The 14,907-nt window shown below is 67.8% G+C and carries 13 protein-coding genes; 5 read left to right on the top strand and 8 right to left on the bottom strand.

The window, feature by feature from the left end:
- Window positions 1-63 precede the first annotated feature (63 nt).
- Together N7573_RS12640 and metK are read right to left on the bottom strand one after the other, a co-directional pair.
- Window positions 64-570 (bottom strand): acyl-CoA thioesterase, encoded by a 507-nt coding sequence (locus N7573_RS12640; protein WP_049399791.1) that lies wholly within the window; start codon window positions 568-570, stop codon window positions 64-66.
- A 138-nt stretch (window positions 571-708) separates the two neighbouring features.
- On the bottom strand, window positions 709-1,920 hold the full coding sequence (metK, locus tag N7573_RS12635; protein WP_010481882.1) for a methionine adenosyltransferase: 1,212 nt from the start codon (window positions 1,918-1,920) through the stop codon (window positions 709-711).
- Between the two features lie 336 nt (window positions 1,921-2,256).
- On the opposite strand from metK, the gene N7573_RS12630 reads away from it, so the two are divergent.
- From N7573_RS12630 to N7573_RS12620, 3 genes are all read left to right on the top strand, one after another.
- On the top strand, window positions 2,257-3,972 hold the full coding sequence (locus N7573_RS12630) for a lysophospholipid acyltransferase family protein (protein WP_279913285.1): 1,716 nt from the start codon (window positions 2,257-2,259) through the stop codon (window positions 3,970-3,972).
- Window positions 3,969-4,769 carry a UDP-2,3-diacylglucosamine diphosphatase gene (locus N7573_RS12625; RefSeq protein ID WP_032129692.1) on the top strand — a complete coding sequence of 267 codons (801 nt, stop codon included), beginning with the start codon at window positions 3,969-3,971 and terminating at the stop codon, window positions 4,767-4,769. Before N7573_RS12630 ends, N7573_RS12625 begins: the two co-directional genes overlap by 4 nt.
- A 144-nt stretch (window positions 4,770-4,913) precedes the next feature.
- A complete protein-coding gene (locus tag N7573_RS12620; protein WP_279913288.1) occupies window positions 4,914-5,981 on the top strand; it encodes a metal-dependent hydrolase in 1,068 nt (355 codons plus the stop codon).
- 460 nt (window positions 5,982-6,441) lie between these two features.
- Here the strand turns inward: N7573_RS12620 and N7573_RS12615 are convergent, their stop codons facing one another.
- The 4 genes from N7573_RS12615 to N7573_RS12600 form a co-directional block, all read right to left on the bottom strand.
- Window positions 6,442-7,269, bottom strand: a complete 828-nt coding sequence (locus tag N7573_RS12615) for a class I SAM-dependent methyltransferase (RefSeq protein WP_005408109.1) — start codon at window positions 7,267-7,269, stop codon at window positions 6,442-6,444.
- A gap of 174 nt (window positions 7,270-7,443) precedes the next feature.
- Entirely contained in the window at window positions 7,444-8,439 is a 996-nt protein-coding gene (dusB, locus tag N7573_RS12610) for a tRNA dihydrouridine synthase DusB (protein WP_279913289.1), read from the bottom strand.
- A gap of 147 nt (window positions 8,440-8,586) precedes the next feature.
- On the bottom strand, window positions 8,587-9,018 hold the full coding sequence (locus N7573_RS12605) for a hypothetical protein (RefSeq protein ID WP_121504891.1): 432 nt from the start codon (window positions 9,016-9,018) through the stop codon (window positions 8,587-8,589).
- Between the two features lie 109 nt (window positions 9,019-9,127).
- A complete protein-coding gene (locus N7573_RS12600; RefSeq protein ID WP_279913290.1) occupies window positions 9,128-10,045 on the bottom strand; it encodes a LysR family transcriptional regulator in 918 nt (305 codons plus the stop codon).
- Between the two features lie 93 nt (window positions 10,046-10,138).
- On the opposite strand from N7573_RS12600, the gene N7573_RS12595 reads away from it, so the two are divergent.
- Window positions 10,139-11,320, top strand: coding sequence for an MFS transporter (locus tag N7573_RS12595; protein WP_279913292.1), 1,182 nt, complete (start codon window positions 10,139-10,141; stop codon window positions 11,318-11,320).
- Window positions 11,321-11,401: 81 nt separating this feature from the next.
- Here N7573_RS12595 and N7573_RS12590 read toward each other — a convergent pair whose 3' ends face one another.
- Entirely contained in the window at window positions 11,402-12,367 is a 966-nt protein-coding gene (locus N7573_RS12590) for a ribokinase (protein WP_132809230.1), read from the bottom strand.
- Window positions 12,368-12,392: 25 nt separating this feature from the next.
- The gene (locus N7573_RS12585) at window positions 12,393-13,691 is read right to left on the bottom strand and encodes a nucleoside transporter C-terminal domain-containing protein (RefSeq protein WP_010481870.1); all 1,299 of its coding nucleotides are present in this window, start codon (window positions 13,689-13,691) and stop codon (window positions 12,393-12,395) included.
- 193 nt (window positions 13,692-13,884) lie between these two features.
- Here N7573_RS12585 and N7573_RS12580 point away from each other — a divergent pair, with 193 nt between their 5' ends.
- Window positions 13,885-14,856 (top strand): aldo/keto reductase, encoded by a 972-nt coding sequence (locus N7573_RS12580; protein WP_279913293.1) that lies wholly within the window; start codon window positions 13,885-13,887, stop codon window positions 14,854-14,856.
- The last annotated feature ends 51 nt before the right edge of the window (window positions 14,857-14,907 follow it).

Genomic DNA, 14,907 nt, shown 5'->3' with positions numbered 1-14,907 from the left:
CTCATGATGTCTGGCAGCACGCGCGAGGTTGCCGGCCAGCGGCCGGCACTACCGGGTTCACGCTCATTCTTCCGGCGACGGCGGGTTCGACGCCAGCAGTTCCAGATGGCGCTGCTCCATTTCCTGGCGCAGCTGGCGGCGGATCAGTGCGGCCGCCTGGCGGCGCTTCTCGTCCGACGTGACCGGCTGCAATGACGGCACCGGCGTTGGCCGGCCTTCCTCATCCACGGCCACCATGGTGAAGAAGCAGCTGTTGGCATGGCGCACGCTGCGCTTGAGGATGTCCTCGGCCACCACCTTGATGCCGATCTCCATCGACGAGGTGCCGGTGTAATTCACCGAGGCCAGGAAGGTGACCAGCTCGCCCACCGCGATGGGCTGGCGGAACATCACCTGGTCCACCGACAGGGTGACCACGTAGCTGCCGGCGTAACGGCTGGCGCAGGCGTAGGCGACCTGGTCGAGCAGGCGCAGGATGGCGCCACCGTGGACCTTGCCGGAGAAATTGGCCATCTCCGGCGACATCAGCACGGTCATGGACAGCTGGTGGGTTTTCAGTTCGGTCGACATGGGGCGATTGTATCGGCAACCGGTTGTGCCGGCCGCTGGCGGGCAACCACGCGATTGTTTCCGGAGGCCATGAAAAAGCCGGCCAGCGGCCGGCTCTACCAGAAGCAGAAGGGCCGCTTGCGCGGCCCTTCGTGTTTCTTACTTCAGCTTCGCATCGGCGCGCAGGGCGGCGGCGCGGTCGGTCTTCTCCCAGGAGAAGGCCGTGGCGTTGACGGTCTCGCCTTCGCCGTTGAGGTAGCTGAACTCCTTCGGCTTGCGGCCGAAGTGGCCATAGGCCGCAGTCTGCTGGTACATCGGGTGCACCAGGTCCAGCATCTTGATGATGCCGTACGGGCGCAGGTCGAAGTGCTTGCGGATCAGCTTCTCGATCTTGTCGTCGCTGATCTTGCCGGTGCCGAAGGTGGTGACCGAGATCGAGGTCGGCTCAGCCACGCCGATGGCGTAGGAGACCTGCACTTCGCAACGGTCGGCCAGGCCGGCGGCAACCACGTTCTTGGCCACGTAGCGGGCCGCGTAGGCCGCCGAACGATCGACCTTGGACGGGTCCTTGCCGGAGAACGCGCCACCACCGTGACGGGCCCAGCCGCCGTAGGTGTCGACGATGATCTTGCGGCCGGTCAGGCCGCAGTCGCCCACCGGGCCGCCGATCTCGAACTTGCCGGTCGGGTTGATGTGGAACTTGGTGCCCTTGTGCAGCCACTTGGCCGGCAGCACCGGCTTGATGATCTCTTCGCGGACAGCCTCGATGAGGTCCTTCTGCTTGATGCCCGGGGCGTGCTGGGTCGACAGGACCACGGCGTCGATGGCCGAGACCACGCCGTTTTCATAGCGCAGGGTGACCTGGCTCTTGGCGTCCGGGCGCAGCCACGACAGCGGCGAGTTCTTCTTCTTGCGGATCTTGGCCTGCTGCTCGACCAGGCGGTGCGACAGGTGGATCGCGGCCGGCATGTAGCTGTCGGTCTCGTTGGTGGCATAGCCGAACATCAGGCCCTGGTCGCCAGCGCCCATTTCTTCCGGCTTCTTGCGGTCCACGCCCTGGGCGATGTGCGGCGACTGCTTGCCGATCAGGTTCAGCACGCCACAGGTGGCGCCGTCGAAGCCGACGTCGGAGCTGTCATAGCCGATGTCCGTGATGACCTTGCGGGTCAGCGCTTCCAGGTCGATCCAGGCGCTGGTGGTGATCTCACCGGCCACAATGGCAACACCGGTCTTGACCATGGTCTCGCAGGCCACGCGGGCGCGCTGGTCCTGGGTCAGGATCGCGTCCAGCACCGCATCGGAGATCTGGTCGGCAACCTTGTCCGGATGGCCTTCGGAGACCGACTCGGAGGTGAAGAGATAGCTGGACATCAGGCGTAATATCCCTTGATTCGGATGGAAAGATGGGCGCGAATGATACACGGGGTGCGCCGCCTGTGCATTGTGAACCTGTACCGGTTGCCGGTGGTTAAGCCCGCGTAGGCCCGGCAGGGGCCGTCCGGCCGGGATTGGGGCTCAGCCTCGAGGCCCAGTGTTCCACCAGCGTGACAACGCACCGGGCGGCTACCGGCCCCGACTGCGCGGGCCACCTCGCCCGCCCTAGGACCGGCCAGCCGTCATCGTTCTGCCCCAAAACCGCCATCTGGCTGCCGCCTGCCGGGCGCAGGCTGTCGGCCAATCCGGCCGCCGGGCATGAGTGGATCCGCCATGCAGGAACTTGAACAGCGTCTCCAGCAACGCTTCCCCGATTGGTTCCATGGCCGCCGGGGCCAACTGGCGCGGCCGTTGCTGCGCAGCGTCGGTCGCTGGTCGCGGTTGGACCAGATCGAAGCCTTCCTGCAGCGCAGCTCAGGCCTGCGTGGCTTCGGCTTCGTCGCCGCCGGCCTGGAGTTCATCGACGGCCAGTACCAGGTGGACCCGGCCGCGCTGGCCAGGATCCCGGCCACCGGCCGCCTGCTGATCGTCGCCAACCATCCCTCCGGGGCACTGGATGCCCTGGCCCTGCTGGACGCGGTCGGCCGCATCCGCCGTGACGTGCGGATCGTGGCCAACGACCTGTTGGGGGCAATTGCGCCACTGCAGGACCTGCTGCTGCCGGTACGCATCCTCGGTGGCAAGGCCCAGCGTGGCAGCCTGCATGCCGTCGAAGAGGCGCTGGCCGCCGAGCAGTGCGTGATCGTGTTCCCGGCCGGCGAGGTCTCGCGGCTGTCGCTGCGCGGCATCCGTGATGGCCGCTGGCAGCGCGGGTTCGTCCGCTTTGCCCGTGCCGCTGGCGCGCCGGTACTGCCGGTGCGTGTGGAGGCGCGCAACTCGGCGCTGTTCTACGGCGCCTCGACCCTGTTCAAGCCGGCGGGCACCGCGTTGCTGGCGCGCGAGATGTTCACCCGTCGTGGCCGTCCGCTGCGGCTGCGCATCGGTGAGCCGATGCAGCTGGGCAAGGGCGGCGACCCGGGCGCACAGCTGCTGGCGGTGCGCCGCACGCTGTATGCGCTGGGCCGTAATGGGGCGGCGGGCGATGCAGCTGCTGTAGCAGGCCCCGAGCCGCTGGCGTCCCCGGTGCCACCTTCGCAGGTCGCCGCCGGCATCGCTGCCGCCACCCAGCTGGGCCAGACCGCCGACGGCAAGCAGATCCTGCTGGCGACCTGCAGCGCTGATTCACCGCTGCTGCTGGAGCTGGGGCGCCTGCGCGAGCTGACCTTCCGCCAGGTAGGCGAGGGCACCGGGCGCAGCCGCGATCTGGATGATTACGATCCGCGGTACGAACACATCGTGATCTGGGACGCGGCCGCGCAGCGCATCGCCGGCGCCTACCGGATCATGCGTGGTGCCCACGCGCTGGCCCGGCACGGCCTGTCCGGGCTCTACAGCGCATCGCTGTTCCGCTATTCCGACGACGCCATCACCCACATCGCCGAAGGCCTGGAACTGGGCCGCAGCTTCGTGGTGCCTGATTACTGGGGCAGCCGCAGCCTGGACTACCTGTGGCAGGGCATCGGCGCCTACCTGCAGTGCCGGCCCGGCATCCGCTACCTGTTCGGCGCCGTGTCGATCAGCGCAGCGCTGCCACGCGATGCACGCGAGCAGCTGGTGGCGTACTACCAGCGCTACTACAGCGGTACCGCCGGCCTGGCCGAATCGAACCGCCCGTTCCAGTACTTCGCCGCGCCGCCAAGTTTCGGCGAGCTGGATGCAGGTGCCGCGTTCGATGTGCTCAAGGCCAATCTGGCCGCACTCGGCACCGGCGTGCCGACGCTGTATCGCCAGTACACCGATCTGTGCGAACCCGGTGGCGCCCGTTTCCTTGCCTTCGGTGTCGACCCGGACTTCAGTGATTCGATCGACGGCCTGATTGAAGTGGACCTGTGCGCGATCAGGCCGAACAAGCGAAAACGCTACCTGCGCGACGCGGGGACGCCGGCATGAGCGCGCTGGCGAACCTGTCGCCGCACCGGCGCGCAGTGTTCGTCTCCGACGTGCACCTGGGGTCACGTCATTGCCATGCCACCGAGCTGGCGCGGTTCCTCTCGCAGCTGCGCTGCGAACGGTTGTACCTGGTGGGCGACATCATCGACCTGTGGTGGATGGCGCATCGCCGCGCCAACTGGCGCCAGTCGCACAGCGAAGTCATCCAGGCCCTGCACGCGCTGCGCCGTGCCGGAACGGAGATCGTCTACATCCCCGGCAACCATGACGCGTCACTGCGCCACGTGTGCGGGCTGATGCTGCCAGCGATGCAGGTGCGCCGTCGCGCCATCCATGTGACCGCCGATGGCCGTCGCCTGCTCGTTGCGCATGGGGACGAGTACGACGGCGTGACCCACTTCGGTGGCCTGCAGGAAAAGTTCGGTGACTGGCTGTACTACCGCATCCTGACCGGCAACCAGGCGTTGAATGCGGTGCGGCGGCTGCTGGGGATGCGCTACTGGTCGCTGTCGGAGTTCCTGAAGAAGCGCAGCGGTGCGGCCGAACGCTACATCGAACGCTTCGTGCAGGCCGGGCTGGACGACGTGCGGCGGCGCGGACTGGATGGCATCGTCTGTGGCCACATCCACCGCGCGGCGCTGATCGAGCGCGATGGCCTGGTCTATGCCAACGACGGCGACTGGGTGGAGAGCCTGACCGCGCTGGCCGAAGACCATGATGGCGCGCTGCGCCTGCTTGACCACAATGGCCAGACCCTGGTGGAACTGCCGGGCGCGCGCATCAAGCAAGCGGCTTGACCCACTCTTGTAGAGTCGAGCCATGCTCGACTGCTCTTCTCAGACTGCCCCGCGTACAGCAGTCGAGCATGGCTCGACTCTACAAAAGAGCGCGAGCGGCTGTGCCATCAAGACGGCACGCCCGCAAGCCGCTAGCATCGGCCCATGGATTCCCTGACCCAGATCGTGCTCGGCGGCGCCGTCGCTGCTGCCATCGCCCCGCCCGGACATCGCCGTGCGGCCCTGCTGGCCGGTGCCGCGCTCGGCACCCTGCCGGACCTCGACGCCCTGTGGCTCGGCTTCACTGCCGCCGACCCGGTGGCGAACATGATCGAACACCGCAGCTTCAGCCACTCGCTGCTGGTGCTGCCTTGGGTGGCGGCACTGATCTGGTGGTTGTTCAAGCGCTTCGGCAATGGCCGCGTCGCCCAGTCACCGGTGCGCTGGTTCTGGGCGATCCAGCTGGCGCTGGTCACCCATCCCATGCTGGATGCGTTCACCGTCTACGGCACCCAGCTGTGGTGGCCGCTGCGCCCACACCCGACCATGGGTTCCAGTGTCTTCATCATCGATCTCGGCTACACGGTATGGCTGCTGCTGGGCTGCGTGCTGGCCTGGTTTGGTCGCGCCCGCCCCTGGGCTGGCAAGGTGCTGGGTGTGGCGTTGCTGGTCAGCAGTGCCTACCTGGGTTGGGGCCTGATCGCCAAGGCGCAGGTCGACCGTGCTGCCCAGCAGAGGCTGACGGCGATGGGCCTGGGCGATGCGCCGCGCTTCTCGGTGCCGATGCCGTTCAACACCCTGCTGTGGCGCGTGGTGGCAATGACGCCGAACGGCTACGTGGTGGGCGACCGTTCGCTGGTGGCCGACCACGGGCCGATGCAGTTCGAAGGCCACGCATCCAACGTGCAGGCCTTGCGCGAAGCGCAGGCCATCCCGGCGGTGCAGCAGCTGACGTGGTTCAATCGTGGCTTCATGCGTGCGCAGGTGGTGGACGGCCGGCTGGTGCTGAGCGACCTGCGTATGGGGCTGGAACCGGACTACACCTTCAACTTCGCGGTGGCCGAGCAGGCTGATGGGCAGTGGCGGGCGATCACGCCCGAGCAGGTGCGGGTGGATTACAGCAGCCCGGCTGCACGCGCCGACGTCGGACGCCGGTTGGCCGCGATGTGGCAGCGGATCTGGCAGGAGCCGGCAGCACAGCCGGGTGCGGCCGACCACAGCGCCGTGCATTGATCAGTAGATCCACGCCATGCGTGGATGGTGCGGGCATCGGAAGGCAGCCACGCATGGCGTGGCTCTACTGCCTCAATCGGCAGTGCAGTGTCGCATCCGCAGATCCACGCCATGCGTGGATGGTGCGGGCATCGGAAGGCAGCCACGCATGGCGTGGCTCTACTGTCTCCATCGGCGGTGCAGTGTCGCATCCGCAGATCCACGCCATGCGTGGATGGCGGGGTGCATCGGCGAAGGCAGCCACGCATGGCGTGGCTCTACTGCCTCCATCGGCAGTGCAGTGTCGCATCCGTAGATACACGCCATGCGTGGATGGCGCAGGCATCGGCGAAGGCAGCCACGCATGGCGTGGCTCTACTGCCTCCATCGGCGGTGCAGTGTCGCATCCGTAGATCCACGCCATGCGTGGATGGCGGGGGGCATCGGCGAAGGCAGCCACGCATGGCGTGGCTCCACCGAATCAATACACCGTGGCGCGGCCCTGCACGAACGAATAGAAGAACACCGCGTTCGGATCGTTCTGCACCAGGCGGAACTCGCGACGCATGCCTTCCACGGTTTCCTCGTCCACCGATCCGGCCTGCAACAGCTGGTCGGCGGCCGACAGCAGCAGCTGTTCCCAGAACGCGATCATCGTCTTGCGACGGGCCGGTTCGCGGTTGTCCAGGTGGATGGTCTTGATCTCGGTGTGCACGTCGCGGAAGCCGCCGGCCAGCAGCAGGTTGCCCAGCTTGGCGCCGACGAACGGATCTCCCCCGTGGTCGTACTGGAAATCGTTGAAGGCCATCCAGTAGCGCCAGATATGCGGCGAATACGGGTCGAGCAGGAACGAGGCATTCATCACTTCGGTGATGTAGACCGGCGAACCCGGGGCCAGCACGCGGCGCACCTCGCTTAGTACGCGTGCTGGTGACGGCACGTGCTCCAGCACCCAGCACAGGAACGCCGCGTCGAAGCTGCGTGCTTCGAACGGCAGCTCACCGGCGTCGGCCTGCTGCAGGGTGTAGCGGTCGCTGCACCACGGCGTGCGCGCCAGGTTCTCACGCGCGGTGGCCAGCTGCGTTTCGCTCAGGTCCACGCCGGTCACGTGCAGCTCGGGGAAGCGGCGCAGCAGGATCTCGGTCTGTGCGCCGACGCCGCTGCCGACTTCCAGCAGGCGCCGCGCGCCGCTGTAGTCGATCTGGCCGAAGATGCTCGATTCCAGCAGCCGGGCCTGGGTCATCAGGCGCTGCTGCTCGGTGCCGGAGAATCCGTGCAGGTAGGTCGGGGAGGAAATCGGCGGGGTCATGGGGGCGGGCTCTTGTAGCGTCGAGCGTGATCAATGGAAGGGGCGCGTAGAGTCGAGCGTGCTCGACTGTTCAGAAAGCCAGTCGAGCACGCTCGACTCTACGGTGTGGAGCAGTCGAGCAAGCTCGACTCTACGGATCAAGGCAGTCGGGCGGGTTACGAGGGGCTGGCGCGCTCAGGCTGCCGAAGACAACGCCGGTTCCCCGGTAATCAGGCGGTCGAAGTACTCGGTCGTCAATGCGATCTGGCTGGCCGGATCTTCGGCACGGTTGACCACCGCGCGGAAGGCGGCATTCTCCGGCCGGTCCTTGGCGTACCAGCCCAGGTGCTTGCGCGCGATGCGCACGCCCTGCGGCTCGCCATAAAACGCATGCAGCGCATGCAGGTGACCAAGCAGGATGTCGCGCACTTCATCCAGCGACGGTGGCGGCAGTTCCTCACCGGTGGCCAGGTAGTGCGCCACCTCGCGGAAGATCCATGGCCGGCCCTGTGCCGAGCGGCCGATCATCACTGCGTCCACGCCGGTTTCCTTCAGGACATAGGCGGCCTTCTGCGGCGAATCGATATCGCCGTTGGCGATCACCGGAATGCGCAGTGCGGCCTTGATCTCGCCGATCGTGGCGTACTCGGCCTGGCCGGTGTAGTGCTGGTCGCGGGTGCGGCCGTGCACAGCCAGTGCGGCGATGCCGCTGGCCTCGGCGATGCGGGCGATCACCGGGCCGTTGCGGTGGTCGCAGTCCCAACCGGTACGGATCTTCAGGGTGACCGGCACGTCCACCGCGTTGACCACCGCTTCGAGGATGCGCGCCACCAGCTGTTCGTCGCGCATCAGTGCCGAACCGGCCCAGGCGTTGCACACCTTCTTGGCCGGGCAGCCCATGTTGATGTCGATGATCTGCGCGCCGTGGTCCACGTTGTAGCGCGCGGCCTCGGCCAGCTGCTGCGGCTCGGTGCCGGCGATCTGCACGCTGATCGGTGCCGGCTCGCCCTCATGGTCCATGCGATGGATCGACTTGCGCGTGGTCCAGAAGCGCGGGTCGCTGATGGTCATTTCCGAGGCGGCCAGTCCCGCGCCCAGCCGTTTGCACAGCAGGCGGAAAGGCTTGTCGGTGACGCCGGCCATGGGCGCCAGCACGACGTTGGGGGCAATGGTGTACGGGCCGATCTGCATGCGCCCATTGTAGGGCGCGGGCGGCGGTACGGCCGTGTCGGGGGCGTTCCGGTTCAGGCCGATCCGCACCCAGCTCATGCCGTACCGGCATCAACAGATGCTTGACGGTTGCTTCCGCCGCCCCCAAGGGCGGGCGATGGTAGGGGGCTACCCCAGGCTCTGCCAGGCCTGGCGGGTACCCAACGCGAAGGCCAGCCCCAGGCTGAGGCAGGCCAGTGAACTGACTACCCAGAAGTACCGGCCGTTGTAGCCGGGCCGGAGCAGCGCCAGCCCGAAGCCCATCGCCGCGCGCACCAGCAACAGCAGGGCGATGCCCGACAGCACCGGACGGCTGGCCGGCAGCGGCGAATGCCAGCCTGCGGCTGCCAGCGCGTACAGCGTCCAGGCCACCAGCACGGCAGTAATGCCGGCGGTCATCAGTGGTGGCCACCAATGTCCCGCCTGTGCCAGCCGGACCATGCGCGGGCCAGCGCCGAACCACCGGTACCAGGGTGCCCCAAAGGCAATGCAGCCGATATGCAGCAAGGCTGCGATGGCACTGCCGGCGGCGGCAACCAGCAACCAGGGGAATCCGTCCATGTCCTGCCCACGCTGAAATGCTGCGCGGATGGTGGGTGAGGGGCGGGATGCGGGCAATGCGACCGGCAGTCGCAGCCGCTCGATGCGACCGTCGGTGATGGCGCTGCGCTCAGCGCGGCGGATCGATCTGCAACCCGGTGCCGAGACGGTCCAACGCCACGTCCACGCGTGGCAACCGCTGCCGGCCCTGCGGCCACAACAGGCGCAACGGCAGGCCGCGGCAGTCCAGCGACGTCAGGATCGACACAAGGCTGCCGCGCGCCAGCGCATCCTCGACCAGCCAGGTGGCCAACTGCGCGATGCCGAAGCCGGCCTCGACCGCCGCCACCTGGGCTTCGGCGCTGCCAACCACCAGGCGCGCGCGGGCCTGCAGCGGTGTACTGCGCTGCCCGCCATCGGCCACCTGCCACGGCCCGACGCTGCCGTCGGCGCGTCCGAACAGCACGCCGTCATGCCCGGCCAGCTCGGCCGCGGATGTCGGCAGGCCATGTCGCTCCAGATAGGCCGGGGACGCGCAGAAGCGCAGGCATTCGTAGCCGAGCAGGCGGCTGCCCAGGGTGGCCGGCAGCGGCTCCGGTCCACCGATGCGCACGGCCAGGTCGATGCCGTCCTCGGTCAGGTCGACGAAACGGTCGCTGAAGGTCACCTGTGGCCGCAGCTGCGGAAACGTGTCGGCCAGCTGCAGCAGCAGCGGCCAGACTTTCAGGCGCCCGAAGGTGGCCGGGGCATCCACGCGCAGCCGGCCCACGGGCGCGTCTGCGTGCGACACCAGCACCGACTCGGCATCGGCCAGCTCACCCAGCACCCGCACGCAGGTGCGGTAGAAGCCCTCACCGGCCTCGGTCAGGCGAAGGCGGCGCGTGCTGCGTTCGAACAGCCGCGCTCCCAGACGCGCCTCCAGCCGCGCGATGGTCTTGCCCACCGCAGAACTGGTCAGGTGCAGGCGTTCGGCGGCGGCAGTGAAGCTGCCAGCATCGGCGGTGGCGACGAAGGCCTCGATGCCGCGCAGGCGCTCGGTGGGAAGCATGGGGGAAATTCAGTCCGGAATCGATGGAAAACATAGCAGTAATCGGAACTCAGGGAGGAAATAGGCTGGCGGCCCCTGTCCTGATGCCCGCTCATGTCCACCCTCGATTCCACCGTGGCCGCTGTCCACGCAAACGCTCGCGCACGTCTTTCGGTCGTCCTGCTGGCGGTGTCCGCCTTCGTCATCGTCACCACCGAATTCCTGATCGTCGGCCTGTTGCCCGCGCTGGCGCGCGACCTTGGCCTGGGCATCGCCCGTGCCGGGCAGCTGGTCACCCTGTTCGCGTTCACCGTGATGCTGGCCGGGCCCCCATTGACCGCGCTGCTGTCACACGTCGGCCGGCGCCGCCTGTTCGTGACCATCCTGCTGTTGTTCGCGGCTTCCAACGCGCTGGCTGCGATGGCCACGCAGCCGTGGCTGCTGGCGCTGGCGCGGGTGCTGCCGGCACTGGCCCTGCCGGTGTTCTGGGGCACCGCCAGTGAGACTGCTGCGCAGCTGGCCCCTGCAGGGCAGGGCGGTCGTGCGGTCGCGCGCGTCTACCTGGGTATTACCGCCGCAATGCTGTTCGGTATCCCGCTGGGTACGTTGGCCGCCGACGCCCTCGGTTGGCGCGGCAGCTTCTGGCTGTTGGCGGCCCTGTCGCTGTTGATGGCCGGCGCGCTGGCGTTGTGGATGCCGGACACCGTGGCCGGACCGCGGCGCGCGCTGGGCGAACAGGCACGAGTGCTGCGCCAGCCGCAGTTGCTGGGCCATGTGCTGCTGTCGGTGCTGGTGTTCACCGCGATGTTTGCGGCCTACACCTATCTGGCCGATGTACTGGAGCGGCTGATGCAGGTACCGGCGGCACAGGTGGGCTGGTGGCTGATGGGCTTCGGGGCCGTCGGGCTGATCGGCAATGCACTGGGTGGGCGCTGGATCGATCGTGCGCCGCTGGGCGCGACCCTGGTGTTCTGCGCGGTGCTGGCGCTGGGCATGCTGGCCAGTGTCGGCCTGGCCGGCCACGGCACGTTCGTGCTCATCGCACTGGCCCTGTGGGGCGTGGCGCACACCGCGCTGTTCCCGTTGTGCCAGGTGCGGATGATGCGTGCGGCGCCACGGGCGCAGGCGCTGGCGGGAACCTTGAATGTGTCCGCGGCCAACGCCGGAATCGGCTTGGGCGCGCTGCTCGGCGGCGGTGCGATCGAACGCTGGGGCCTGGACACGCTGGGCGTGGTGGCTGCTGCCGTGGCGTTGCTGGCGATTGCAGCGGGGCTGCTGTTGCGGCGCTGGCAGTAGATCCGCGCCGCGCGCGGACCGCCCATGAAAAAGCCCGGGCATCTGCATGCCCGGGCTCGTTCATCCACGCATGGCGTGGATCTACTTCACTTCCACGTCGGCCGGAGTGAAGCGCGGCATCGCCGCCGCAGCGCCTTCCTTCTCGGTCGAACGACCGGCGAACTGGTTGGCGAAGCGCACGTGGCGGGCGAACGGGGCGTCGGCCACCTGCGCCAGCGACGCGGCCAGCGCACCGTTGAAGGCGTCACCGGCACCGGTGGTGTCGATCGCCTGCACCTGTTCGGCACCCACGCGGTAGTACGGCTGGGTATCGCCGCGCAGGTTCTCATCGGCATGCGACACGAACACACCCACCGAACCCAGGGTCACCACCACGGTGCCGTTGCCGACCAGCTTGCGGCACAGCGCATGCAGGCTGGCACCGTCCAGCGCGGCGACGTCATTGGCATCCACGCGCTCACCGACATGGCGGCCGAGCAGGGCTGCGAACTCGGTTTCGTTCGGGGTGATCACATCGGCCAGCTTGAGCAGGCCGATGGTCGAGGGGGCGTCGGCCGGTGCGGTGTTGAGCACGGTGGTGACGCCGGCCTCGCGGGCCGTGGCCAGTGCCGCTTCGATGGTCTGCACCGGCGATTCCAGCTGCACCAGCACCACCTTGGCGCCGGTCAGCAGGGCCTGCTGCTGTTGCAGGAAGTCGGTGCTCAGCGCGGCGTTGGCACCCGGTCCGATCACGATGGTGTTGCGGCCACGGGCATCGACGTAGATGCCGGCGGTGCCGGTCGGTTCGCTGCTGGCTTCGGCGATCAGACCGAAGCCGTCCTGCGCGGCCAGCTCACGGGCGGTGGCGCCACCAGCGTCGTCGCCCAGCGCGCACACGAAGTGCGTGTCGGCACCGGCGCGGCAGGCCGCCACGGCCTGGTTGAAGCCCTTGCCACCGGGGCCGGTGCTGTAACGGCCGGCAATGGTCGCACCCGGTGCCGGCAGCGACTCGCACCGCCACACGTGATCGACATTGAAGGAACCGACGACAACGACACTGCTGCTCATAGGGAATCTTTTCTCAACCAAGGGTTCAACTGAAGTGCGTCAGCACGCCGGCGATGGTCGCCGTCATGAAGGTGGCAATGGTACCGCCCAACACCGCGCGCAGGCCGAACTTGGCCAGGTCGTGGCGACGTTCCGGGGCCAGGCCGCCAATGCCGCCGATCTGGATCGCGATCGAGCTGAAGTTGGCGAAGCCGCACAGCGCGTAGGTGGCGATCAGACGACCTTCCTCGGACAGGCTCACGCCGGCGATCTGGCCGTTCACGATCTGCGACAGCTCGGTGTAGGCCACGAACTCGTTGATCACGACCTTCTGGCCGATCAGCGAACCGACGGTGGTGGCATCGGCCCACGGGGTGCCGATCACCCAGGCGATCGGGGCCAGCACGTAACCGAAGATGGTCGACAGGTTGGTCGGCTTGCCGATGGCAGCGGCCAGGCCGGTCACATCGCCGATCCAGGTCAGCGGGGCGTTCAGCAGCGCGATCAGGGCGATGAAGGCCAGCAGCATCGCACCGATGTTCAGCGCCAGCTTCAGGCCGTCACCGGCGCCGGCGGCGGCCGCGTCGATGATGTTGCTGGAGGTCTTCTCGACTTCCATCTTCACCGTGCCGCGGGTCAGCGGGGTGCCGGTCTCCGGGATCAGCAGCTTGGCCACGACCAGCGTGGCCGGGGCTGCCATGATGCTGGCCGCCAGCAGGTGCTTGGCGTAGAAGGCCTGCTGCGCCGGATCGCCACCGCCGAGCATGCCCACGTAGGCCGCCAGCACGCCGCCGGCGATGTGCGCCATGCCGCCGATCATCATGGTCAGCAGCTCGGACTGGGTCATCCTGGCGATGTACGGGCGCACGGTCAGCGGCGCCTCGGTCTGGCCGATGAAGACGCTGGCGCAGACGCTGGTGGTTTCAGCACCGGACACGCGCATCACCTTGGTGATCGACCAGGCCATCACGCGCACGATGCCCTGCATGATGTTGAGGTGGTACATCACCCCCATCAGCGCAGAGAAGAAGATGATGGTCGGCAACACCTGGAAGGCGAAGATGAAGCCGTAGTTCTTGGTGTCCATCAACGAGCCGAAGATGAAGCCCGAGCCCTCGTTGACGTAGCTGAGGATCTTGACGAAGCCCTTGCCCAGCGCGTCGAACACGTCGCGCCCGCCCGGCACCAGGATCACCAGCGCCGCAAAGGCGATCTGCAGGGTGATACCGGTGGCAACCAGCTTCCAGTCAACCGCGCGCTTGTTATTGGAAAACAACCAGGTGATGCCGATCAGCACCGCCAACCCGAACAGGCCGAAGCCGATCCTGCCCAAACCTTCGACCATGTGAGTGACTCCCCTGGGGCGTCGCGAAAAACGGGAAGCCTAGTGCAGGGCAGGGGCCGGGGCAAGAAAAAGCAGCGTGTGCGCGGCCAACGGTACCGATCAGGCCAGCAACGGCAAGGGCTTGCGGCTGGCGGCGGCGGGTAGAATGGGGTTCGATCCCGGCCCGGATGCGGGCCCGCAGCAGGAGATTCGCATGCAATACCGTCGCCTGGGCTCCACCGGCCTGCCGATTTCCGCCTTGTCCTTCGGCGCCTGGGTGACCTTCGGCGACCAGATCCCGCGCGATGAGGCCCGCAACCTGGTGGCCGCCGCCTGGGATCATGGCGTCAACTTCTTCGACAATGCCGAGGGTTATGCCAACGGCCGTGCCGAACAGGTCATGGGCGACGTGATCACCGACCTGCGACTGCCGCGCGACGGTTTCTGCGTGTCCAGCAAGGTGTTCTTCGGCAGTGCCAAGGACCCGCGGCCGACCCAGCGCGGCTTGTCGCGCAAGCACGTGACCGACGCCTGCCATGCCGCGCTCAAGCGCCTGCGGGTGGACTACCTGGACCTTTATTACTGCCACCGCCCGGATCCGGACGCGCCGATCGCCGAGACCGTGCACGCCATGGATACCCTGGTACGGCAGGGCAAGATCCTCTACTGGGGCACTTCGGAGTGGTCGGCGGCGCAGATCCAGCAGGCGCTGGACATCGCCGAGGCGCGCAACCTGCAGGGCCCGACGATGGAGCAGCCGCAGTACAACCTGCTGCACCGCGAGCGGGTCGAGGTCGAGTACGCGCCGCTGTATGCGGGTGCCGGCCTGGGCACCACCATCTTCTCGCCGCTCGCCTCGGGCCTGCTCACTGGCAAGTACGACCAGGGCATCCCGGCCGATGCGCGGCTGGGGCGGGAAGGCATGGAGTGGTTGCAGGACCTGGTGCTGGGGGCCGACGCCGGGGCCCGCCTGGGCCAGGTGCGGCGCTTCAGCGAGGTGGCACGCGCGCTCGGCCATGCCCCGGCCACGCTGGCCATCGCCTGGTGCCTGCGCAACCCGAACGTTTCCAGCGTGATCCTCGGCGCAAGCCGGGTCAGCCAGCTGCTGCAGAACCTGCAGGCACTGGACGTGCTGGAGCAGGTCGACGCGGCCGGCTGGGCCCAGGTCGAAGCCGTCTTCGCCTGACAACCCTTTGGAGAGTCGAGCCACGCTCGACTCCAGGTTGGTCGGGCCTTT

It is taken from the genome of Stenotrophomonas sp. GD04054 (genome assembly GCF_029836955.1).
Classification (GTDB): domain Bacteria; phylum Pseudomonadota; class Gammaproteobacteria; order Xanthomonadales; family Xanthomonadaceae; genus Stenotrophomonas; species Stenotrophomonas maltophilia_A.
Note: the sequence above shows the minus strand (reverse complement) of the source record. Positions and strands in the feature narration are given on the sequence as shown.

Excerpts from the sequence above, each read along its gene's own strand:
- N7573_RS12640 (WP_049399791.1), bottom strand. The coding sequence starts at position 570 with ATGTCGACCGAACTGAAAACCCACCAGCTGTCCATGACCGTGCTGATG.
- metK (WP_010481882.1), bottom strand. The coding sequence starts at position 1,920 with ATGTCCAGCTATCTCTTCACCTCCGAGTCGGTCTCCGAAGGCCATCCG.
- N7573_RS12630 (WP_279913285.1), top strand. The coding sequence starts at position 2,257 with ATGCAGGAACTTGAACAGCGTCTCCAGCAACGCTTCCCCGATTGGTTC.
- N7573_RS12625 (WP_032129692.1), top strand. The coding sequence starts at position 3,969 with ATGAGCGCGCTGGCGAACCTGTCGCCGCACCGGCGCGCAGTGTTCGTC.
- N7573_RS12620 (WP_279913288.1), top strand. The coding sequence starts at position 4,914 with ATGGATTCCCTGACCCAGATCGTGCTCGGCGGCGCCGTCGCTGCTGCC.
- N7573_RS12615 (WP_005408109.1), bottom strand. The coding sequence starts at position 7,269 with ATGACCCCGCCGATTTCCTCCCCGACCTACCTGCACGGATTCTCCGGC.
- dusB (WP_279913289.1), bottom strand. The coding sequence starts at position 8,439 with ATGCAGATCGGCCCGTACACCATTGCCCCCAACGTCGTGCTGGCGCCC.
- N7573_RS12605 (WP_121504891.1), bottom strand. The coding sequence starts at position 9,018 with ATGGACGGATTCCCCTGGTTGCTGGTTGCCGCCGCCGGCAGTGCCATC.
- N7573_RS12600 (WP_279913290.1), bottom strand. The coding sequence starts at position 10,045 with ATGCTTCCCACCGAGCGCCTGCGCGGCATCGAGGCCTTCGTCGCCACC.
- N7573_RS12595 (WP_279913292.1), top strand. The coding sequence starts at position 10,139 with ATGTCCACCCTCGATTCCACCGTGGCCGCTGTCCACGCAAACGCTCGC.
- N7573_RS12590 (WP_132809230.1), bottom strand. The coding sequence starts at position 12,367 with ATGAGCAGCAGTGTCGTTGTCGTCGGTTCCTTCAATGTCGATCACGTG.
- N7573_RS12585 (WP_010481870.1), bottom strand. The coding sequence starts at position 13,691 with ATGGTCGAAGGTTTGGGCAGGATCGGCTTCGGCCTGTTCGGGTTGGCG.
- N7573_RS12580 (WP_279913293.1), top strand. The coding sequence starts at position 13,885 with ATGCAATACCGTCGCCTGGGCTCCACCGGCCTGCCGATTTCCGCCTTG.